Below are 23802 nucleotides of genomic sequence, written 5' to 3' on the forward strand. Positions count from 1 at the left end.
GTTATTAGCTATGCTTAGGCACAGTGTCGACGTGTAACAAATCTAACAATAGCTAGCATAAGCGTGCCGCAGGATGCGGATTAACACAATTGAATGAAGAATTCATAACTTTTAAATATATGAGGAATCTATGTCAGACGCAGTTAACAAAACGCACTCTGATTCAGATATCGAGACCAAGAGCTACCGTGAGCTTCATCGTCCAGCATCTGAGTTCGCAAGCCGTTCAGACTACCTAGACCACGAACTACAAATTATGAAGCCACGTCGTTTTGGCTTGAACTTGCCAGGTCGTGACTTCCGCTTTGAGCTTGAAGACCTTGTTCCAGCGCTTGCTGGTACTATCGGTATTATCGCAATGTACTCTGCGGTAATGATGTCTTGGGCTGAAGGTCTTACTGCAGCATGGGACCACGTAAACTTAGGCAAGGACTTTGCTATCGAAGTTGCGCGTGTAGAAATGCTCATCCCTGCACTTCTTTTCTGTGTACTTGCCTCTGGTTTTATTAACCCTAAAGCCAACCTAGCAGGCAACCACGGCCCAATGATCCCTCTTATTGGTACCATCGCTCTTGCTGGTGCTCATCCTCTTGCATTAGCAATTCTCATTGGTGTGTTTGGTTTGATTTTGAGCCTCTTAAAAGGTGGGTCAAAACTGGTTAACCTCACCTCTGAAGGTACGGCTGGTGGCCTTCTTATTTTCCTAGGTTTAACCGGAACCATGAGCCAAATTAACTCTATTCAAGCTTGGGCTGTTGGTTTGCAATCCGATACGGTTGCCGCTGGTAGCATGGGTTACATCGGTCTAATTGTTCTTGCGGTTACCATTGGCTTATACGCGTTCCTTGCTAAAGTGAACAAACGCTGGCTAGCGATCCCTGTTTGTGCCTTCACTGGGCTTGCAATCGCACTTGCTCTTGGCGCAGGCTTCGATATTAAATTCGTAACCGAGACAGGCCTTCCAAACCTAAATCCAATCTACTGGTGGGGTTCAACAGAAGAAGGTTGGATGCTTGGTCTTCCTAATATGGAACACTTCATCGCTTCACTACCATTCGCCATTCTTGCGGTAGCAATGTGGTCACCTGACTTCTTGGGTCACCGTATCTTCCAAGAGATGAACTACCCACGTAAGAGTGAGAAAGTGCTGATGGACGTTGATGACACAATGACAATGTGTTCCGTTCGCCAAATGGTCGGTACTGCAGTGGGTGGTGGTAACATCACATCATCTTGGGGGACTTACATGATCCCTGCTGCAATCGCGAAACGCCCTATTCCTGCTGGCGCCATCTTACTAGGCTCTCTATGTATTATTGTTGCAATCCTTGGTTTTCCTATGGACGTTGCAGTATGGCCTCCAGTTATGCGCGTTGCTCTTCTCGTTGGTGTATCTCTACCACTGCTTGAAGCTGGCATGCAGATGGTGAAGGACTCGAAAGACTCACAAGCAGCAGGCATTTGTATCTTTGGTTCTGCCGTTGTTAATCCAGTTCTAGCTTGGGCACTAACTATGCTTTTAGATAACAACGGTTTAATTGGAGATAAAGAGCGCGCGTCTCGCCTATCATTTGTAGACAAGATTGTGATCCCAGTAAGCGTACTTGTTATCTGTTTAGTTGCTATGCTTGCAGTTGGTATGCTTGAAGGCCAGTATGGCATCCAAGCTTGGCTATAAGCTAGCAGTCCAGAAATTTGTGGGTAGCGCTCGTCGCTACCCCATTTTTATCGAGATTTTTGAGGATTTATTGATTTAGTTTAAGGTTTGCAAAAAAATTTTAGTTTAACCTCTAACTGTTGCTTAAAAAGAGAAACGTTAAAACTAGTGACAATATTTATAGTTTTGTAAATCGAATACGTAAATTTAAGACTATAAATATTGTTATTCATAAGAGTGTACTGTTCCCCTCTTTTATCTGGGGATAGCTGGCTCAACGGCGAAGCAGTACGTATTTTTTTCTACTAAAAAGGTAGGTATGTCATGGCAGAGCAATTTGCTAAAGCTTGGGAAGGTTTTGCTGCAGGCGACTGGCAAAACGAAGTAAACGTTCGTGATTTCATTCAGAAGAACTACACTCCGTACGAAGGCGACGAATCTTTCCTAGTTTCTGAAGGTACTGAAGCGACTAACAAGCTTTGGGCTAAGGTAATGGAAGGCATCAAACAAGAGAACGCGACTCACGCTCCTGTTGATTTTGATACTTCAGTTATCTCTACCATCACTGCTCACGATGCAGGCTACATCGAAAAAGACCTAGAAACTATCGTAGGTCTTCAAACTGACGCTCCTCTAAAACGTGCGATCATCCCTAACGGTGGTATCCGCATGGTTGAAGGTTCATGCAAAGCCTACGACCGCGAGCTAGACCCACAAGTTAAAAAAATCTACACAGAATACCGTAAAACTCACAACCAAGGCGTTTTCGATATCTACACTCCTCAAATCATGGCGTGTCGTAAATCTGGCGTACTGACTGGTCTTCCAGATGCATACGGTCGTGGTCGTATCATCGGTGACTACCGTCGTGTTGCTCTATACGGTATTGACTTCCTAATGAAGGATAAATTCGCGCAGTTCTCTTCTCTACAAGAGCGTTTTGAGAACGGCGAAGACCTACAAATGACAATGCAGCTTCGTGAAGAGATCGCAGAGCAACACCGTGCTCTAGGTCAAATCAAAGAAATGGCTGCAAAATACGGTTGTGATATTTCTCGTCCTGCTGAAACTGCGCAAGAAGCTATTCAGTGGACTTACTTCGGTTACCTAGCTGCTGTTAAATCTCAAAACGGTGCGGCTATGTCTCTAGGTCGTACTTCTACGTTCCTAGACATCTTCATCGAACGTGATATCGCGGCTGGTAAGCTAACTGAAGAACAAGCTCAGGAAATGATCGACCACTTCGTAATGAAACTACGTATGGTTCGTTTCCTACGTACTCCTGAGTACGATGATCTATTCTCTGGCGACCCTATCTGGGCAACTGAGTCTATGGGTGGTATGGGTCTTGACGGTCGTACGCTAGTTACTCGTACAAACTTCCGTTTCCTAAACTCACTATACACTATGGGTCCTTCTCCAGAGCCAAACATCACTGTTCTTTGGTCTGAGCAACTACCTGAAGGCTTCAAGAAGTTCTGTGCGAAAGTATCTATCGATACTTCTTCTATTCAGTACGAAAATGACGACCTAATGCGTCCAGACATGAACTCTGACGACTACGCGATCGCATGTTGTGTATCTCCAATGGTTGTTGGTAAGCAAATGCAGTTCTTCGGTGCTCGTGCGAACCTTGCGAAAACAATGCTTTACACCATCAACGGTGGTGTGGATGAGAAGCTAAAAATCCAAGTTGGCCCGCAAATGCCTAAGATCGAAGGCGATGTTCTTAACTACGATGAACTGTGGGAGAAAATGGACCACTTCATGGATTGGCTAGCGAAACAATATGTGACTGCACTAAACGCTATCCACTTCATGCACGATAAGTACAGCTACGAAGCGGCGCTAATGGCTCTACACGACCGTGACGTTAAGCGTACTATGGCTTGTGGTATTGCTGGTCTATCTGTTGCAGCTGACTCACTATCTGCAATTAAATACGCAAAAGTTAAGCCAATTCGTGACGAAGACGGTCTAGCAATCGACTTCGAAATCGAAGGCGATTACCCTAAATTCGGTAACAACGACCCACGCGTTGATGACATTGCATGTGAACTTGTTTCTGTATTTATGGGCAAAATCCGTAAGCTTAAGACTTACCGTGATGCAATCCCTACTCAGTCAATTCTTACTATCACTTCAAACGTGGTTTACGGTAAGAAAACTGGTAACACGCCTGACGGTCGTCGTGCTGGTGCTCCATTTGCTCCAGGTGCAAACCCAATGCACGGTCGTGACGAGAAAGGTGCTGTAGCATCACTAACTTCAGTTGCTAAACTGCCGTTTGCTGACGCACAAGATGGTATCTCTTACACATTCTCTATCGTACCTAACGCACTAGGTAAAGATGAGGGTTCACAACGCGCTAACCTTGCTGGTCTGATGGATGGTTACTTCCACCACGAAGCGGGTATCGAAGGTGGCCAACACCTAAACGTGAACGTTCTTAACCGTGAAACTCTAGAAGACGCAGTTAAGCACCCAGAGAAATACCCTCAGCTAACAATCCGTGTATCTGGTTACGCTGTTCGCTTCAACTCTCTAACTGCAGAGCAACAAGCTGACGTAATCGCACGTACATTCACTGAGTCTCTATAAGACTATAGCGAAATAACGTTCTAGTAATACAACAAAGGCTGATGCTAAGTAGCATCAGCCTTTTTTTATTTCTTGAATGAAAGTTGTGATATCGCGAAAGACTTTTGCCCGCATTCTTACGTATGATGCGAAAAAAGTTAGCAAATAAAGTCTATGAGATTTAGTAAATTAATTATTCTTACCCTTCTTTCTCCAGTTGCAATAGCATCCACTAAGTCTACGGTTTCTTTTACCATCGACAACGATGGTATTTTTGGCGTCGATCAAGACTATACGAATGGTGTATTCCTTTCGTACGCGACAGACCAACTGATACAAGAAAGCCAATGGAAATGGCTGAGTCTAGCTAACTCAGAGCACGCCAATATCGATAAAATAGAGTTGGTTCTTGGCCACAAAATGTGGACTCCAAGCGACATTGAAGCCGATTATCCACTAATCAATGATCGCCCATATGCCGGTTACCTACACACCGAAATCAACTACCTTTCCCTAACGAGTGACAAAGCTGTACGGTACAATTTCACCATAGGAGCTACGGGTGAAAGTTCGCTATCAGAAAAGGCGCAAGAAATCGTTCACGGCATAACAGGATCGACGGACCCTCAAGGTTGGGATTACCAGATTGAAGATAAAGTTGCGTTCAGCCTTGGTTACCGCGTATTTAACAAATTGATGCGCAGCGAAGAACAAAAAACACAATGGGAGATCACCAACATTAACGACATCAATGCGGGTAACTTCCGTAGTGATGTCTCTCAAGGCGTCATGTTTCGTTGGGGTACAAACCTAGCGAATAGCATCGGAGCCGCCAATATCAGTGTCGAAAGCCCTTTTTCAGCAAGTATGATCGCTCAGAATACGTCGAGTTGGTTCTTGTTCACCGGGTTTGAAGGTCGTTACCGCTTTAATGACATGACTATCGAAGGAGATCGTCCTGGCATTCCTGAACCGTCAGCGCCATACGACGTCACACTGCAAAATTGGCAAGCAAGTGCCGTCGCGGGGGTATCTTGGTACAACCAAAATTACGGTGCAAGCATCACCTTTACAATTAAAACACCGGATTATGAAGAAGCCCAAACCGATGTTTATGGGACAGGCTCGTTCTCCGTGTTCGCCTTTTTCTAAAAACTGGATTATCCCAGCATCGAAGTCAATCTAGATACACGGCAAGTTCTCGGGGTAGGTATTAACCACCTCGTGTTCAAGCGTTTATGTAGATTGGCTCCATCTATTTTCTTTCTTCAAATAACCTTGCCTTTAGTACCGACAAAGCTGTTTTAACCCTGCTTTTTGTAATAAAATAACAGCTAGAATTTACTAGTAATGAGAGCAAAAGATGTCAACAGCTGGTCGTATTCACTCATTTGAGTCATGTGGTACCGTAGACGGACCTGGTATTCGATTTATCGTCTTCTTGCAAGGTTGTTTAATGCGCTGTAAGTATTGCCATAACCGCGATACTTGGGACACGCATGATGGCAAAGAAGTCACGGTTGAAGAAATCATTTCCGAAGCGAAAAGTTACCGCCACTTCATGAATGCATCAGGTGGTGGCGTTACTTGTTCTGGCGGCGAAGCGATGCTTCAACCGGAATTCGTACGTGATTTTTTCCGCGCTGCTAAAGCCGAAGGCATTCATACATGTCTAGATACTAACGGTTATGTTCGTAAGCACACTGATGTTATCGATGAAGTACTGGATGCAACAGACTTAGTCATGCTTGACATCAAACACATGAAAGACGAAGTGCACCAAGATCTCATCGGTGTATCCAACCGACGCACATTGGACTTTGCTCGTTACTTACAAAAAATCGGAAAGAAAACATGGATTCGCTATGTCGTCGTGCCTGGTTACACAGATGACCCAGAAGCAGCACACATGCTTGGTGAATTTATTAAAGACATGGATAACATCGAAAAGGTCGAGTTACTTCCTTACCACAAATTAGGGGCTCATAAGTGGGAAGCGTTAGGCTTAGAATACCCACTCGAAGGCGTAAACCCGCCACCGAAAGAAACCATGGATGAAATTCAATCCATTCTTGCTCAATACAACGATAACGTAAAATACTAAGTGAACCGCAAGACTAACCTCTTTAAAATACCAGCTTATTGCTGGTATTTTTTTGATTATATCTAAGCCTTATCAGTGAGTTTCTCTGCGGTCATTTAGGTAGAAAAAGAACGATAGAAATGATTGCGTCATGTTCGCATAGGAAGGAAGTAACATGGATTTGTTTAACTTAGGCTCTCTTGTTGTCTCAATTTGGATAGTAGTAGTCTACTGCCTACCAGATTGGAAAAAAGTCGTTTGGCCCAAACTGGAAAAAGAGAAAGGATTTCAGCACCTCGTTTTTGCAACGCTCTTCTTTTTCAGTATTTTATGGACAGCTCAAGCAGGTGTAAAAGAAGGATTACAGATTCATTTTCTTGCACTAACAACGCTGACGATGATGTATGGTTGGCGTATGGCATTTCTACTCAGTATCCCTGCAATGCTGGTCAACCACCTACTACATGATGTGTCCTTGCTACTCTTACCCACGTCGTTAGTTCTATCTGCCCTAATTCCGATTTTCATTAGTTACTTAGTGTTTCTTCTGAGTTACCACTACTTGCCACGAAACATTTTTGTTTTCATCTTCGTTGCTGGATTTTTCAATGGCGCGATAACAGGAAGTCTGCACCTCATCATTAACTCTTTTTATCACCTATCAGTTGGTCACTACGATTGGGAAACCATTCAACATAACTACTTTGTTTTTGTGCCGTTGCTCGCCTTTCCAGAAGGTCTATTAAATGGTATGGCACTGGCGGTTTTAACCGTATTCAAGCCAGAGTGGCTGAGAGTATTTTCAGACCGAGACTACATATACAATCATTACCATAAATAAGTGTTTTCAAACTGGTCAAAAGTGACAGTTCTTGCCATTTTTTAGTATTAAATATGTGTTGAGATCATGTTTCACTCATGTCTTAAGCGTTAACCTAAGCACATTAAAAATGTATTAGATATCTAGTGAGGTCACCATGGAAATGTCAAACGCTCAACGTTTGATTCTATCAAACCAATACAACCTTATGTCTCAACTTGATCCAAGTAATGCGGCCAAATACAAACGCTTACAAACGATCGTTGAACGTGGTTATGAACTACAAATGCGAGAGTTGAACAAAGATTTCGGCTGCCTCTCAGAAGCAGAATGTCGTGAGATCATCGACGTTATGGAGATGTATCATGCGATGCAAGAATCTTACAACATGCTAGACGATGAAGACCGCAGCAACGTAGATCAGCGCCGCTTGAAGTTCTTGGGATTTGATATCGCTTCAGAAGCGCAACAAGTACATTACGTACGTTTTCTCATCGATTCTGAAGGTTTGTACCCTCAGTTTGACAAGGCAGATCATCACTTTAACAGCCAAATGCCGATGCTAGATAAATACCGCCGTATGCTGCAAACTTGGCGTAACTGCCCTCGTCAGTATCATTTATGTGAAAACGAACTAGCGCAAATCTTCAGCGCATAAAATGGTCGTCTAAGATGAGGAGAGCGCCCGCTCTCCTTGTTATTTACCCTGTCACAAACTTATCTAAGACTTTGCTCTCTTCCTACCTCTTTCACTTACCTTGCTCAATGTAGAACAACGAATCACTGAGACTCTTCTGTCTTTGCCAAATATTTGATTTCTATTGCACCTATTCACGACATAAATTCGTCCTTAATAAAAGAGTGATTCAAATGTCACTTTTACAATAAATTCATAATTGTTAAGCAAAATTGCAAATCCCCGACTAGGCTTAAGTAGAGAAAGGCTGTGATTGAAAAATTCATATCCACCGCTCACCGTTGTAACGAAAAAACCGTCCATAAAGCAAAGTCTTTGGTGTCGCCAATCTTACATTCTGTACGAACCAAATGTGATAACAGGACGTATATTCAAACAACAACGAGCATAACTGTTGGTGGAAAGCCTGAATCAACGTTCGTCGGTAGACTGACTATTAAAGGGGAAAGCGACATGAGTATTTTCGACCACTATCAATCAAGATATGAAGCTGCAAAAGATGAAGAGATGTCGTTACAGGAGTTTTTAGCCCTGTGTAAAGATGACAAAAGCGCTTATGCTAATGCAGCAGAACGCCTACTGATGGCGATTGGTGAACCAGAGATAATCGATACGGCAAAAGATCCGAGACTAAGCCGAATCTTCTCGAATCGTGTTATCTCTCGTTATGAAACCTTTAAAGACTTTTATGGCATGGAAGATGCCATAGAACAAATTGTGTCTTACCTAAAACATGCGGCGCAAGGCCTAGAAGAGCGTAAGCAGATTCTTTACCTACTCGGCCCTGTAGGTGGCGGTAAGTCTTCGCTTGCAGAAAAGCTTAAGGCTCTGATGGAACAGATGCCTATTTATGTTCTTACTGCTAACGGCGAACGCAGCCCAGTGAATGACCATCCATTCTGCCTATTCAAAGCCACAGAAGATGGCGATATTTTGAAAAAAGAGTATGGCATCGAGCACCGTTATCTTCGCTCGATCATGTCTCCTTGGGCCGCTAAACGTCTTCACGAGTTTGGTGGTGATATCACCAAATTTAAAGTAGTGAAAGTACGCCCTTCTATCCTTGACCAAATCGGTATTGCCAAAACTGAACCAGGCGATGAAAACAACCAAGATATCTCATCATTGGTTGGTAAAGTCGATATTCGTAAGCTTGAACACTATTCGCAAGACGATCCAGACGCTTACAGCTACTCCGGTGCGCTGTGTAAAGCAAACCAAGGTTTAATGGAATTCGTTGAGATGTTCAAAGCACCAATCAAAGTGCTTCACCCGCTGTTAACAGCAACGCAAGAAGGCAACTTCAACGGTACAGAAGGCCTTTCTGCGATTCCATTCGACGGTATGATTCTGGCTCACTCAAACGAATCTGAGTGGCAGACCTTCCGTAACAACAAGAACAATGAAGCGTTCTTGGACCGTGTTTATATTGTGAAAGTACCTTACTGTCTACGTGTTTCAGAAGAAGTCAAAATCTACCAAAAACTTCTTGAAAACAGTGAGTTGTCTCAAGCCCCTTGTTCACCAAGCACGCTCGAGACTCTGGCACAATTCAGTATTCTTTCTCGACTTAAAGAGCCTGAAAACTCGTCCATCTTCTCTAAGATGCGCGTATACGACGGTGAAACGCTGAAAGATACGGATCCAAAGGCAAAAAGCTATCAAGAGTATCGTGATTATGCTGGTGTCGATGAAGGCATGAACGGTCTCTCAACACGTTTTGCCTTTAAGATTTTGTCACGCGTATTTAACTTCGACCAAACCGAAGTGGCAGCCAACCCTGTACATCTATTCTATGTGATTGAACAACAGGTTGAGCGCGAACAGTTCCCTGCTGAAACAGCAGAGAAATATCTCGAGTTCTTGAAAGGCTACCTAGTACCTCGATACGTTGAATTTATCGGTAAAGAGATTCAGACCGCTTATCTTGAGTCTTACTCTGAATACGGCCAAAACATCTTCGACCGATATGTCACCTATGCAGACTTCTGGATTCAAGACCAAGAGTACCGAGATCCAGAAACTGGTCAGCTATTTGATCGCTCTTCACTGAATGCTGAGCTAGAGAAGATCGAAAAAACAGCTGGTATTTCTAACCCGAAAGATTTCCGAAACGAAATCGTTAACTTTGTGCTTCGTGCGAAAGCGAATAACAATGGTCAAAACCCGGTTTGGACCAGCTACGAAAAACTGCGCACAGTAATCGAGAAGAAAATGTTCTCCAATACCGAAGAGCTACTTCCGGTTATCTCATTTAATGCGAAAACCTCTTCTGAAGATCAGAAGAAGCACGACGACTTTGTCGCTCGCATGATGGAAAAAGGCTATACCGAGAAACAGGTTCGCCTACTTTCTGAGTGGTACCTACGAGTACGTAAGTCATCCTAACCCAGTATTGAGTTAGGTCGCTTGTGAAACATGAAGAGGGCTATTTCATGGCGCAATTTATAGACCGAAGGCTCAATGGCAAGAACAAGAGCGCTGTTAATCGACAGCGCTTCTTGAAGCGCCACAAAGAGCAAATAAAAGAGTCGGTAGCAGACGCAGTGAATCGACGCTCGATTACGAATACGGAAACGGGCGAAGACGTCTCTATCCCTCACAAAGACATCAATGAGCCTATATTTCATCAAGGCAAAGGTGGTGTTCGCGAACGAGTTCATCCCGGTAACGATCAATTCATTACTGGTGATAAAATTGAGCGTCCCAAAGGTGGCGGTCAAGGTAGCGGCTCTGGAGAAGGAAACGCCAGTCCAGATGGAGAAGGCCAAGACGAATTTGTATTCCAAATATCAAAAGATGAGTACCTCGATATTTTGTTTGAAGATCTCGAGCTGCCTAATCTAGAAAAAAACCAAATTGCCAAAATCACTGAATGGAAAACACACCGTGCAGGCTTTCAAACTGCCGGTATCCCTTCCAATATCGCCGTAGTTCGTTCTCTGCAACAATCTCTTGCGCGCCGTACTGCAATGACTGCTGGTAAGAAACGACTTCTTAAAGAGTTAGAAGACGAACTTGCTCGCATCAAAAATATTGAACCTGCTCAGCAGTTTGAAGAGAACCGCTTGAAGGCTGAAATTGAAGAACTGCGCAAGAAAATCGAAAGCGTGCCGTTCATCGATACCTTCGACTTACGCTTCAAGAACTATGAGAAACGCCCGGTACCATCGAGCCAAGCGGTAATGTTCTGTCTAATGGACGTATCCGGTTCGATGGACCAGGCAACGAAAGACATCGCAAAACGCTTCTATGTTCTTTTGTACTTGTTCTTAACTCGTACCTACGAGAATGTCGAAGTCGTCTTTATCCGCCACCATACCCAAGCGAAGGAAGTGGACGAGCACGAATTTTTCTACTCACAAGAAACCGGGGGTACCATTGTATCTAGCGCGCTCAAGTTAATGGATGAAATAGTAAAAGAGCGATACCCGATTGGTCAGTGGAACATATATGCAGCTCAAGCATCCGACGGTGACAACTGGGCAGATGATTCGCCAAGATGCCGGGATCTGTTAGTGAACAAATTACTTCCAAACTGTCAGTATTACTCTTACATAGAGATCACGCGGCGATCGCACCAAACTCTATGGCATGAGTACGAAAAACTCACTGAAGAGTTTCCTAATTTCGCAATGAAAAACATTCGCTCTGTGGAGGATATTTTCCCAGTCTTTCGTGAACTATTCCAAAAAGAAACGGCGTAAGGAGGCTAGCGATGAATACCGCAACGAGAAACCTCTCAGGAGAGGCGCCTAAGAAGCGTAACAGTAAAGTGTTGCCAGATGGACCAGATTGGACATTTGAGCTGTTAGAGCGATACCACAAAGAAATTAAGCGTGTCGCGGAGCATTATCGCCTAGACACTTACCCTAACCAAATAGAAGTGATTACTTCAGAACAGATGATGGATGCCTACTCAAGTATCGGCATGCCAATCAATTACAACCACTGGTCATTTGGTAAAAAATTCATTCAAACAGAGCAGAACTATAAACATGGTCAAATGGGGTTAGCCTACGAGATTGTGATTAACTCCGACCCTTGTATTGCTTATTTGATGGAAGAAAATACGGTAACAATGCAAGCACTCGTGATAGCGCACGCGTGTTACGGCCATAACTCTTTTTTCAAAGGTAACTACCTATTCCAAACGTGGACTGACGCCAGTTCTATTATCGACTATCTGCTGTTCGCCAAAAAGTACTTAGCCGAATGTGAAGAACGATATGGCGTAAAAGAAGTGGAAAAGCTGCTCGACTCTTGTCACGCGTTAATGAACTTTGGTGTAGACCGCTACAAGCGTCCAGAGAAAATCTCAATTACAGAGGAAAAAGCAAGACAAGAAGAACGCGAAGCATACCTACAATCTCAAGTTAATGAGCTTTGGCGCACCGTACCGACAGCCAAGACGAAAGAGGAAGACATCAAAGAGCGATTCCCAAGCGAGCCTCAGGAAAACTTGCTCTACTTCTTCGAAAAACATGCGCCGTTGCTAGAGCCGTGGCAACGTGAAGTTGTTCGGATCGTCCGTAAGATCAGTCAGTATTTTTATCCGCAAAAACAAACGCAAGTTATGAATGAGGGCTGGGCAACGTTCTGGCACTACACCATACTCAACCATCTTTATGATGAGGGCTTGGTGTCTGAAAAATTCATTCTAGAGTTCTTACATAGCCACACCAGTGTCGTGGCTCAGCCACCTTATAACAGCCCTTACTTTAATGGCATTAACCCCTACGCGTTAGGCTTTGCCATGTTCCGAGATATTAAGCGTATCTGTGAAGAACCAACTGATGAGGACAAAGAGTGGTTTCCAGACCTAGCAGGAACCGACTGGTTAGATGCAGTGCATTTCGCGATGCATAATTTCAAAGATGAAAGCTTTATTAGCCAATACCTTTCTCCGAAATTAATGCGTGATTTCAAGTTGTTTGCGATCAACGATGATGATCATAAGAACTTTATTGAAGTCGCTGCGATACACGATGAGATGGGTTATAAACGCATTAGAGAAACCCTAGCCGCTCAGTATAACTTATCTAATCTTGAGCCAAACATTCAGGTGTTTAATGTCGATGTCCGTGGTGATCGCTCGCTTACGTTGCAGTACGTTCCTCACAACCGCATCCCACTTGATGATAGTTACGAAGAAGTTCTAAAGCACGTGTATCGATTATGGGGCTTTGATGTCATTCTCCAAGAAGTGAAAGACACCGGTCACCGAGAAGTCTTAGCGACCTGCCCTAAACGGAACCAATACGACACTAACATTTAACTAATACCTCGATACAAGTAAAACAAAAAGGCTCCTAATTCAGGAGCCTTGTTTATTCTTAAATCTATCTGAGCATTTGTTACGCTTGCTTTGCAACAATCGCGCGCACGGCTTCTAGATCTTCGGGCGTATCAACGCCTGCTGCTGGTGCTTCTTTCGCTACCGCCACATGAATTTTTTCACCGTACCAAAGCACTCGCAGTTGCTCAAGACACTCAATCTGCTCTAATGCACTTGGTGCCCAGTTGACATACGTATTAATGAAACCAGCTCGATAAGCATAAATACCAATATGACGCATTAATGGGTTGGCAATGGTTTTGTCTTGTTTAGCAAAGTTATCGCGATCCCAAGGGATGGTTGCTCGACTAAAGTACATCGCATAACCTTGCTCATCTGCGACAACTTTAACAGCGTTCGGGTTGAACACTTCCTCTTCCGAGTCTATTTCTACAGCTAACGTCGCCATCGGGGCTTCACACCCTGATAAGTTATCAGCAACCTGACGAATGATGGACGGCGGAATCAAAGGCTCATCCCCTTGCACATTAACAATAATGTGGTCTGACGGAATAGCCATTTTTTCAACAACTTCGGCAAGACGCTCCGTACCTGATTCGTGGTGGGGAGAGGTCATACAAACTTTACCACCAAATGACGAAACCGCTTTCGCAACACGCTCGTCATCAGTTGCAACGATGACATCTTCCGCACCCGCTTGTAGCGCTTGTTCATAAACCCACTGAACCATAGGCTTACCACCAATATCCGCTAGCGGTTTACCAGGCAAACGGCTCGATGCGTAGCGCGAAGGGATGACAACCGTAAAAGACATTAGCGTCCCTCATCCATGCTCATAGTGCGAGCTTCAGGCTCTAGCAGAACTGGAATACCCTCTTTGATCGGGTAAGCAAGGCGATCCAATTTGCAGATCAACTCTTGATTATCTTTATCGTACGTCAGCTTACCTTTGCAAACAGGGCAAGCTACAATCTCAAGTAGACGGTGATCCATAAGCCGCTTTAACCTCTTTTATTCTATTTAAAATTTGCTCTGCATCGTTTGACTCAAACTGGGCAGATACAGGCAGATACCACCAATTATCTTGCGCATAATGGCTGCACTTGACGGCATCTTTCTCGGTCATAATCACATTGGTCCCTTGTTGAGCCAATGCTTCTAATTCTTGTTGATCAAAGTCTTGATGGTCAGCAAAACCTTTTGTGACTTTAACATCTGCGTTCATCGAGTTTAGTGTATGAAAAAAACGCGGAGGATGCCCAATGCCCGCAAATGCGACGAGATCTTTCAACTCCGAGACATCCACATGTTGCTTAGTCTTAAGATTAATAGCTTTAGAGGGTGCTAAAGCCATTGCGATTTCGCCCGTATGCGCTTGACCGCCATTGGTGATGATAAAGTCGACTTCTTTAAGTCGCTCAATACCTTCACGTAAAGGACCTAATGGAATCAGGCTTTCATTCCCAAACCGGCGATTCCCATCCACAATCACTAACTCAATATCACGGCCTAACGCATAATGTTGTAATCCATCATCCGTAATTATGATATCCACATCCAAATCTAGCAGTGCTTTCACTGCATTTGAACGCACAGGATCTACCGCAACAGGTGCTCCTGTACGGCGATGAATCAACTTAGGTTCATCGCCACAATGCTTCGCTGGAGTATCTTCTTGTAGCACTAACGGATAGGCAGGAGCCTTTGCCCCATAACCACGAGAAACAACCCCCGGCTTAAAGCCCATTTGCTGTAGTTGCTCAACAAGCCACACAACAACTGGTGTTTTACCATTGCCACCAGCAGTGATATTGCCAACCACAACAACAGGTATAGGCGCATTATAAGCTTGCTTGCGGCCAGTTTGGTATTGCTTTCGCTTTGACTTGCTTATCGCTCCAAATAATAAACTCAGTGGCCACAAAAGCGGCCACAAGAGATATTTTATTGGATGGCTTTCAAACCAGATTTTTTCAATCACCGCGCTTATTCACCAAACTGAATACGGTGCAATTGTGCATACGCACCATTTTTCTCAATAAGCTCAGCGTGGTTGCCACGTTCAATGATGGCACCATCATCAACCACAAGAATTTCATCGGCTTTCTCGATTGTGGATAAGCGGTGCGCTATTACAAGTACCGTTTTGTCTTTTTGCAGCTCATCAAGTGCAGCTTGAATAGCTCGCTCGGATTCGGTATCCAAAGCCGAAGTTGCCTCATCAAGAATCAGCACTGGAGCATCACGCAATAGAGCTCGCGCAATCGCAACACGTTGGCGTTGACCACCAGACAAGCTAGCACCATTTTCACCAATCATGGTATCAAGTCCATCATCCATTTTGCCGATGAACTCCATCGCATGCGCGAGTGTTGCCGCTTTCTCGATATCACTACGCTCGTATTGGCCATCCGTTGCGTACGCAATATTGTTTGCTATCGTGTCATTAAACAAATGAACATTTTGCGATACTAGTGCAAATTGCTGGCGTAAATTCTTTAGCTCGTAATCACGAATATCATGCCCATCTAATGTGATAGATCCACTGTCAACATCATAGAAGCGGTTGAACAAGTTCGCGATGGTACTTTTACCTGAGCCAGAACGGCCAACTAGCGCCACCGTTTTTCCTCTTGGAATATCGAAGCTGACATTTTCCAATGCTGGTTTTTCTGCACCAGTGTAAGTAAAGCTTACGTTTTTAACTGAAACATCGCCATTTGCGCGTTCAACTGTCAACTTACCTTCGTTTTTCTCAGGCTCGAGGTCAATTAACGCGAAGAGCGTTTGGCTCGCGGCCATACCACGTTGGAACTGAGAAGTAACGTTAGTCAGCGCTTTAAGTGGGCGCATCAGCCCAAACATTGCAGAGAAGACAACAGTAAATGTACCAGGAGTCAGTTGCTCTTTAATCGAATCAATACTTGCCAAATAAAGAACGGCAACAATTGCAAGTGATGCAATCATTTGTATGATAGGGTTAGCCGCCGCTTGAGCCGTCACCAACTTCATGCTTTGTTGACGCATTTGGTTGCTGACTTTTTCAAATCGTTTACGTTCGATGTCTTGGCCGCCATAGCTCAACACAACTTTATGGCCTTTCAGCATCTGCTCTGCTGATGCAGTTACGTTACCCATCATGGTCTGCATATTTTTGGATATTTTTCTAAAACGTTTAGAAACAACACCAATACCCCATGCCACAACAGGAGCAACAGCAAACAGCACTAGCGACAATTGCCAGCTGTTGTAAAACATCAAGACTAACAGACCAATGATACTTGCGCCTTCACGCACAATGCTCACCAACGCTTGGCTAGTTGCCGCTGATACTTGCTCTGAGTCGTAGGTTATACGCGACAATAAGTTGCCCGTCTTTTCCTTATCAAAGTATGACACTGGCATATGCATAAAGTGATTGAACACCATGCGACGGACTTGCATAACTACGTTGCCAGATACCCAGCTCAAACAGTAGGTGGAGACAAATCCACTTATGCCACGGATGAACATCATGGCAAAAATAATCAATGGAAGCGTGCGTAAAAAATCAGATTCAGCGTTCCCAAAACCTTCATCGAGTAGTGGTTTTAGCAGGGAAATCATATAGGTATCTGATATGGCATTAATAACTAATGCAATGACTGCAACGACAAGACCTGACTTATAAAGGCGAATAAATTGCCATAGACGCTTAAACGTCTGCCAAGTCGTTTCATCAGTATTTATCGACATAGAAGTGCTTTATTTTCTTACATTAAGACTCTCATTCTACTCCCTTACGCAGCATCTGCCTATACCAAGGCTCAAATGTATCGCTACGTTTGGTTTCTGAGTGCCAATTATCACGGTGAATAAAGAAGCTTACCTGACCACCCTCACCAGTATCAAGCCAAGTAATGCCAAGCTTTCGGTATGAAGCAACGACATTTTCCGCTGGCATTCCCCATCGATTGTTTTTTGCTAAAGAAGCAACCGCCACACTCGGGCTCACCGACTCGATAAATCGAGGATTCGATGAACTTTTACTCCCGTGGTGAGGGACTAGCATCACATCGCTTTGTAACTTTCCGGGTTCTCTAAGCAAAATCCACTCGCTAATGGCCTCAATATCACCAGTAAAAAGCATACTAAAGTTAGAAATAGGGTCAGTAAGTCGTAATACACAGGAGTGCGGATTATACGCACGTTGAACAAGTGCAGGAGGCCAGAGCACTTCCATGTTTAATCCTTGCCATTTCCATTGGTCGCCTCTAGTGCAAGGCTCATATTCGATAAAGAATTGACTACTAAGTTTACGTTGTGGAGAAAAAGCATCTTCAATGAAAAAGCGGCCGCCTGCGTGATCATTATCGGAATGGCTTAGAATCAGTGTATCTATGCTTTCATAACCTCGTTGATGCAAAACCGGAGTGACGACCTGCTCTGCGATACTGCCGCTTTGCCATGCTTTACCAGTGTCATACAGCAACACCTTGTCGTCTTTTTCTACAACCACTGCAAGGCCATGACCTACATCTAATACATCGATACGCCAATGCGGTTCATACTCCGATGCAAGCTTGATACTAATAACGATGCCGAGTAACAAATACCACGCGTACTGAGACATGAACCGTTGAAATATTAAGCAAACCACTATCGCCATAACCAGCATTGTCATTTCCATGCTAATAGGTTGCCAAGAACCTATTGCGTACTGTATTGACGTGCTCAATGGCTGTAATGACCAGTCCACCAAATGCCACAGAGGCTTCGCTATCATTTCAAGAAACAAAGATGAGAACAGGGCTAGAAACATCAAAGGTACAACGATAAATCCGAACCAAGGAATAAATACCAAGTTGTAGGCTATTGAGGACAAACTAAAACCGGAAAAGAAATGGCCACTAACAGGTACGATTAAAGCGCCCAACATCAATTGAGTAAGCAATACCGCTTTTAATTTCGTTTTCCAATCTCCCCTTTGATGTTGAATCAAATTAATTGCGAACAATACCGCACAAACGGAGAGGTATGATAACCAAAAGCTCATACTGTAGGATGCAAAAGGTTGGACAAGCAGTTGTAGAGATACTGCAAGCAAAAGAACTCGCCAAGAAGTCCAGTGCACCAGAGTATACTTCAGGAGAACGTAAACAACGCATACCGACACTGCTCGCGTAGTAGGTAGAGAGAAATCCGCTAACCAAGCGTAGGCAACAGCGAAAATCAGCCCATATAAGCTAGGCAACAACTGGTATTGGGGTAATAGATAACGAACGGTACCGCCCACGACTAGCCCAAAAGTAAACGCCATACCAATATGTAAACCAGAAATGGAGACCAAATGCAGTAAACCACTGTCCCTGAGCGCTTGCCAATCTTCCTTAGACAACCAAGAACGGTCAGCAAAAACTAACGCACTTATTAACGAGAAATGATGAAGGGAAGACACATCATCAGCGACATCGGCAATAATGGATTGACGCAGAGGTACATTAGAACGAACAATCCACTTAGCGTCTTTGTTAACAACCGCTCGGGCGATAATATTTTTACCCATCGCGTGCTTTTCAGCATCAAAGCCAGCTTCGTTGCGTAGACCTGTAATCGGCTTTAACGAGATGGATGTCGTAAACTCACTGTTAACATCGAGTGGAAAAGGCGTAATAAGACGGATTTTAGGTTTAAGAAAAGGTAACAGAGTTTGAGAATTTACCGCTTCTATAGCGACAATACCTTCATAACCGTGACTTATTTGCGTAAAAGGGCTGTCAACTTTACCAATTATGGTAATATTCTCCCCTGCTTGAAAAAGGGCTTGTCTCTGAGACTCCAATACATTGCCGTGGACGATGACAACCATAAAGCCCGCAATTGCGCCTATGCTAATTAAGCCACGACGTAATTTGATTATTGAGCCAGTGGTTATTATTCCCAGCAGCAACCAACGCCAATCTGGTATTGTCGGCCACCAAGCCGACGAGATTACGCTCGCTACAAATAACGCCAAGGTCCAACTTTTTTCTGAGAGAGTCATGCTGTCCTATGCCTAGAAAGCTGATAAAACGCTTCATGCCAGATCATGAATTGATCAAACGCCAAAAAGCATTGAAGGTCTTCGGCAATGTGTTGTACAACCCAAACTTGTGGTGCTTAAACCGCCGCTCGGCATCAGGGGCTTTTGCTGTCGGGTTATTTATGGCTTTTGTTCCGCTGCCGAGCCAAATGATCATGGCCGCTGGTTTGGCCATTATGTTGGGTGTCAATCTGCCCCTCTCCGTCGCTTTGGTATGGATCAGCAATCCTATCACTATGCCTGTGCTATTTTACTTTGCGTACAAGCTAGGTGCTCTAGTGATGCGTCTTCCCCCGCAACCTTTTCACTTTGAACTATCGTGGGAATTCATCATGCAGCAAATGAGCACCATTGGACCTCCATTTCTATTGGGCTGCGCAATTTGTGGGGTTGTATCCGCGATTATTGGCTACTTCGGAATTCGAGGGCTTTGGCGCTACTCCGTGGTACGGAGCTGGCAAAAACGCAAAATAAGATAAGACCTTACTGCGTAAAAATCAGCATTTGAGCTATCAGTTGAGGGGCATCTAACAGTTAGAATGAAACGCGATGTTACTCAAGTCGGATAAATACAAAAAAAGGACCGAATTCGGTCCTTTTTGTTTTTCGCATATTGTAAAACAATCAGCTATTTAGAACTCAGTACAGCCGCCGGATTCAACCTTGCGGCACGAGAAGCGGGATACCACGTCGCAAGTAAACTAAGCACTATCGCCGTCACTGACACCAATGCCACATCTGGCCAGTGTAGTTGTGATGGTAAGAAGTCGACGAAGTAAATATCGCCCGATAAAAACTGATGACCAATTAAGCTCTCTAACCCTTTAATTAACGGGGTCAGATTTAACGCCACTAAGACACCGATAACACTGCCGACGAGACTGCCAAATACACCAGAGAATACACCTTGCCAAACAAAGATCCGTTTGATTAGGCTATCTTTTGCTCCCATTGTTCGCAAAATTGCAATTTCCGCCGCTCGGTCTTTCACTGCCATCATCAACGTAGACACAATATTAAAACATGCCACGCCAATCACCAGTACCATCACCAAGTACATAATGGTGCGCACGAGCTGAATATCGCGATACAAAAAACCAAACTTTTGCTGCCAGCTTTTCAAATACACATAAACATCAACCATGCTACCAACCTCGCGAACAATAGAAGGCGCATTGAGAACATCGTCCGTTTTTAGTGAAATGCCAGTGACCCCTTCCCCTAATCTCGCATATTGCTGAGCATCCGCTAATGGTACTAACGCTAGAGAGTGGTCTATTTGGCCATTCAACGTTAAGAACCCTGACACCTTCACGCGCACACGCTTAGGAGCCTGCACTTTATTTGCGCCGCCTGTTTGCGGAATCATCAACGTAACGTAATCCCCCACGGCGACATTTAGCTCGTTTGCTACACCTCGGCCTAAGATCACTTGCTGCTGACCGGCATAAAAGTTTTGCCAAGCTGCTTGGTCAATAAAATTCGATAAGCTCGACACCGCTTGCTCGAAAGTAGGCTCTACGCCACGAACTTCTATCGCTTTTAGCTTACTGCCTTTTTCTGCCAAGCCCGTAAAACGAACATACGGTGCTGCCGCAACAACATGTTCATGTTTTAGAGCTTGATTCATCGTTTTGGTGTAGTCATGAAGTGGTCCATTAACACCTTCTAACTCGCCGTGTGGGATCACAGACAACACACGCGATTGCAGCTCGCGCTCAAAGCCATTCATTGCAGACAAACCGATAATGATCACAGCAACGCCAACCGCAATACCAATGGTTGAAGAAAGCGATATGAAAGACACCATCTTGTTGCGCTTTTTCGCTCGACTGAAGCGACCACCAATCATCAAAGCTAAAGAGGTAAACAAAACTAGCCCTCCGCAGATGCTGTATCAGTCACAAAACGATCTACGAGCAAACCATCTTGCATGTGCATTTGACGATCCATTTTTGCTGCCAGCTCTTTGTCATGCGTGACAACCAAAAATGCAATGTTTGACTCTTTATTGAGCTCGCGCATCAAATCATAGATAGACAGTGCCGTATTGTGATCTAAGTTCCCCGTAGGTTCATCAGCCAAGACCAGATCAGGTTTATTCACCAATGCACGCGCAATCGCAACACGCTGACGCTCACCGCCCGATAACTCGGAGGGTCTATGTTGCATCCGATGACTCAAACCAACTTTATCTAACAGCGCTTTAGCCGCCTGTTTTGCATCCGCTACTTTAGCACCGCCAATCATCAGTGGCATCGCCACATTTTCAAGCGCAGTAAAGTCAGCCAACAAGTGATGAAACTGGTATACAAAACCAAGGTGCTTGTTGCGTAATGCAGCCTGTTTGTTCGAGCTCAAAGCTGATAGGTTTTGCCCTAGAAAATCAACTTCACCATGAGTTGCGTCATCTAACGCACCTAAAATATGCAATAAGGTACTTTTTCCCGAACCAGAAGAGCCAACAATAGAAACCAACTCCCCTTTGTCGATATCGAAACTTACGCCTTTCAACACTTCCGTATCTAACGAACCCTCTCGGTAGACTTTACGAATATCACGACATTCTAATAGCTTATTCATAGCGAAGTGCCTCAGCAGGTTTAACAGAAGATGCTCGATAAGAAGGATAAAGCGTAGCAGCAAGGCTAAGAGCAATCGCCAATACCACCACTAAAAGAATTTGCAGTGAATCAATCAAGATGGGTAGATGACCACCAAAGCTGAATAGCGCCACACCAGCAGATTCAAGAATCGCATTTAGATTAAGTGACAAGATCACGCCCGCAGCGCCACCAACAATCGCGCCAATTACACCACTGCTTGCACCTTGCACCATGAAAATGGTCATCACTTGAGATTGAGTCATGCCTTGAGTTTTCAATATTGCGACTTCTGATTGCTTCTCCATTACCACCATGATTAAAGCGGAGATAATATTGAATGCAGCGACACCCACAATTAGACCTAGCATAAGTCCCATCATGTTCTTTTCCATTTTCACCGCTTGGAAAAGCTCACCACGCTGTTCGCGCCAATCACTCCATTCCCATCCATCAGGCATGGGTTGGTCAGCAAAATCCGTCACCATAAATGGGTCAGAGAAAAAGACACGCCAACCAGAAACCGTGTCTTTAGGGAAACGCATCAGCTTAGATGCATCCGTCATGTTCACAATCATTAATTGACCATCAACGTCCGATCCCGTATTGAAAATGCCTGAGACAGTAAAGTTTCGCTGGCTAGGAATACGGCCAAGTGGGGTAAACTGCGTTGCGTTGGTCACCATCAAGCGCACTTTATCCCCGATTGAGACCTTTAGTGAACGCGCCAAACTGTGACCCAAAAATACATTGTAGTCACCTGCTTGAAGTGACGATAATCGTCCGGCAATCAAATGGTTGCTAATCGGATCGCCTTTCTTAGGTTCAATACCGATGAGGTAACCAGCCGTCAGCTGTGCAGAACTCTGAATAACAGCCTCTCCTCTAACGATAGGCTCCGGCTGAGATTCACTCGACATCGCTTGAACAAATGGAGGGGCAGACTCGGTCATAGGCGTTTTTCCATCGTGTTGCGAAACAACGGCATGAGGTAGCACACCTAAAATGCGTTCTTTTAACTGCGATTCAAACCCGTTCATCACAGAAAGAACCGTCACCAACGCCATTACACCGATCGTAATACCCGCCGTCGACATATAAGAAACAAATCGGCTGAACCTATCTCCAGAGCGTCCCCGAAGATACCTTAAGCCAATAAACAATGAGATAGGATGATACATATAAGACAAACCAACTGGTTGTTTTGATATAAAGCTTTAGCGGATTATCTTACCTTACTCTTCTCATTAAGAAGACAAGAGAATCGCTAAATTTGTCAACGACATGCAATAAGTCTGTATTTAGGGCAAAAAGTTCAAGGACAAATCAGCTAAACTTGATAACTTCATTCAGTTAGCGATAATCAGTGCCCTATTTCTCTTTGTTTGTTGAGTGAACAGAGAGCGCTCACTGGCAAAAGGATCGACTATATGACAGAGCAAGAATACTTTACCGTCCATCATAACCTCACCATCAACGTCGAAACGTTGAGTGCGGACTTTGCTTTGCCAGATGAAGAAACATTTGCCTCCGAAATTCCAGCACCATTTATTGTCGCCAGTGAATTTAGTCACTTAGATATGTTGGCAGACAACGCGCGTCTAGAGCTGAAAAACAAAGAGTTAAAGCATGTGATCAACTTGCTTGATACGCAAAACGCGAAACTTAACCTCTTGTTGAGCTTTATGCTTTCACAACAAGATGACGCCTCCATTCGATATCAAACGACGCAGTTTGGTGCTAGTCAACTCAGTTTCCGCTCAGATACAGCGTTAACTACTCAACAACTCGTTCGTGTTAAACTGTTCCTCGATCACCCTGCTGCGGCGATTTACTGTTACGCTCAAGTAGAAGAATGTGATGCTTCAGAGCAAGATTTCATTATCACGCTTAGATACAAGATGCTCCGAGAATCTGATCAAGATTTACTGATAAAGGCGGCACTGTATCAACAACAAAAACTTTTACGTCAGCGCTCGATGGAGCGAGATAAAAAATAATT

General features: G+C 44.2%; 19 protein-coding genes. 11 read left to right on the top strand and 8 right to left on the bottom strand.

Annotated elements, in window-relative coordinates:
- Positions 1-130: 130 nt before the first annotated feature.
- From R8269_RS08600 to R8269_RS08640, 9 genes are all read left to right on the top strand, one after another.
- Positions 131-1678, top strand: coding sequence for a DUF3360 family protein (locus R8269_RS08600; protein WP_005378441.1), 1548 nt, complete (start codon positions 131-133; stop codon positions 1676-1678).
- A 303-nt stretch (positions 1679-1981) separates the two neighbouring features.
- Positions 1982-4258 (top strand): formate C-acetyltransferase, encoded by a 2277-nt coding sequence (gene pflB, locus R8269_RS08605; protein ID WP_005378442.1) that lies wholly within the window; start codon positions 1982-1984, stop codon positions 4256-4258.
- Between the two features lie 153 nt (positions 4259-4411).
- Positions 4412-5389 (top strand): lipid A deacylase LpxR family protein, encoded by a 978-nt coding sequence (locus R8269_RS08610; protein ID WP_053303245.1) that lies wholly within the window; start codon positions 4412-4414, stop codon positions 5387-5389.
- Between the two features lie 211 nt (positions 5390-5600).
- Positions 5601-6341: a pyruvate formate lyase 1-activating protein gene (gene pflA / locus R8269_RS08615; protein WP_005378444.1), complete on the top strand. Its 741-nt coding sequence runs from the start codon at positions 5601-5603 to the stop codon at positions 6339-6341.
- Positions 6342-6495: 154 nt separating this feature from the next.
- Positions 6496-7161, top strand: coding sequence for an energy-coupling factor ABC transporter permease (locus tag R8269_RS08620; RefSeq protein WP_005378445.1), 666 nt, complete (start codon positions 6496-6498; stop codon positions 7159-7161).
- A 136-nt stretch (positions 7162-7297) separates the two neighbouring features.
- Positions 7298-7798: a YfbU family protein gene (locus tag R8269_RS08625; protein ID WP_005378446.1), complete on the top strand. Its 501-nt coding sequence runs from the start codon at positions 7298-7300 to the stop codon at positions 7796-7798.
- 492 nt (positions 7799-8290) lie between these two features.
- Positions 8291-10225: a PrkA family serine protein kinase gene (locus R8269_RS08630; RefSeq protein ID WP_005378447.1), complete on the top strand. Its 1935-nt coding sequence runs from the start codon at positions 8291-8293 to the stop codon at positions 10223-10225.
- 47 nt (positions 10226-10272) lie between these two features.
- A complete protein-coding gene (locus tag R8269_RS08635) occupies positions 10273-11544 on the top strand; it encodes a YeaH/YhbH family protein (RefSeq protein WP_005378448.1) in 1272 nt (423 codons plus the stop codon).
- An 11-nt stretch (positions 11545-11555) separates the two neighbouring features.
- Positions 11556-13115 carry a SpoVR family protein gene (locus R8269_RS08640; protein WP_005378449.1) on the top strand — a complete coding sequence of 520 codons (1560 nt, stop codon included), beginning with the start codon at positions 11556-11558 and terminating at the stop codon, positions 13113-13115.
- A gap of 79 nt (positions 13116-13194) precedes the next feature.
- Here R8269_RS08640 and kdsB read toward each other — a convergent pair whose 3' ends face one another.
- The 5 genes from kdsB to R8269_RS08665 are packed head-to-tail and all read right to left on the bottom strand — an operon-like array spanning position 13195 to position 19158.
- The gene (kdsB, locus tag R8269_RS08645) at positions 13195-13950 is read right to left on the bottom strand and encodes a 3-deoxy-manno-octulosonate cytidylyltransferase (protein WP_053349434.1); all 756 of its coding nucleotides are present in this window, start codon (positions 13948-13950) and stop codon (positions 13195-13197) included.
- Positions 13950-14129, bottom strand: a complete 180-nt coding sequence (locus tag R8269_RS08650) for a Trm112 family protein (protein WP_005378451.1) — start codon at positions 14127-14129, stop codon at positions 13950-13952. The genes kdsB and R8269_RS08650 overlap by 1 nt, the downstream gene beginning before the upstream one ends.
- The gene (gene lpxK, locus R8269_RS08655; protein ID WP_258470216.1) at positions 14110-15117 is read right to left on the bottom strand and encodes a tetraacyldisaccharide 4'-kinase; all 1008 of its coding nucleotides are present in this window, start codon (positions 15115-15117) and stop codon (positions 14110-14112) included. The genes R8269_RS08650 and lpxK overlap by 20 nt, the downstream gene beginning before the upstream one ends.
- A gap of 5 nt (positions 15118-15122) precedes the next feature.
- Complete coding sequence (msbA, locus tag R8269_RS08660) at positions 15123-16871, bottom strand: lipid A ABC transporter ATP-binding protein/permease MsbA (RefSeq protein ID WP_042522131.1); 1749 nt, start codon at positions 16869-16871, stop codon at positions 15123-15125.
- A gap of 31 nt (positions 16872-16902) precedes the next feature.
- Positions 16903-19158: a DNA internalization-related competence protein ComEC/Rec2 gene (locus tag R8269_RS08665; protein ID WP_258470214.1), complete on the bottom strand. Its 2256-nt coding sequence runs from the start codon at positions 19156-19158 to the stop codon at positions 16903-16905.
- Between the two features lie 8 nt (positions 19159-19166).
- Between R8269_RS08665 and R8269_RS08670 the strand changes: the two genes are divergently transcribed.
- Positions 19167-19676, top strand: coding sequence for a DUF2062 domain-containing protein (locus tag R8269_RS08670; protein ID WP_005387834.1), 510 nt, complete (start codon positions 19167-19169; stop codon positions 19674-19676).
- Between the two features lie 149 nt (positions 19677-19825).
- On the opposite strand, the gene lolE is transcribed toward R8269_RS08670, so the two are convergent.
- Genes lolE through lolC form a run of 3 tightly spaced genes read right to left on the bottom strand, consistent with a single transcriptional unit; the run spans position 19826 to position 22981 of the window.
- On the bottom strand, positions 19826-21070 hold the full coding sequence (gene lolE, locus R8269_RS08675; RefSeq protein ID WP_064376276.1) for a lipoprotein-releasing ABC transporter permease subunit LolE: 1245 nt from the start codon (positions 21068-21070) through the stop codon (positions 19826-19828).
- Between the two features lie 2 nt (positions 21071-21072).
- Entirely contained in the window at positions 21073-21780 is a 708-nt protein-coding gene (gene lolD, locus R8269_RS08680; protein WP_005378457.1) for a lipoprotein-releasing ABC transporter ATP-binding protein LolD, read from the bottom strand.
- A complete protein-coding gene (gene lolC, locus R8269_RS08685) occupies positions 21773-22981 on the bottom strand; it encodes a lipoprotein-releasing ABC transporter permease subunit LolC (RefSeq protein WP_031778997.1) in 1209 nt (402 codons plus the stop codon). Before lolC ends, lolD begins: the two co-directional genes overlap by 8 nt.
- Positions 22982-23230: 249 nt before the next feature.
- On the opposite strand from lolC, the gene R8269_RS08690 reads away from it, so the two are divergent.
- Complete coding sequence (locus R8269_RS08690) at positions 23231-23800, top strand: hypothetical protein (protein WP_017634743.1); 570 nt, start codon at positions 23231-23233, stop codon at positions 23798-23800.
- The last annotated feature ends 2 nt before the right edge of the window (positions 23801-23802 follow it).

The sequence above is a fragment of the Vibrio sp. Vb0667 genome, from assembly GCF_033391095.1.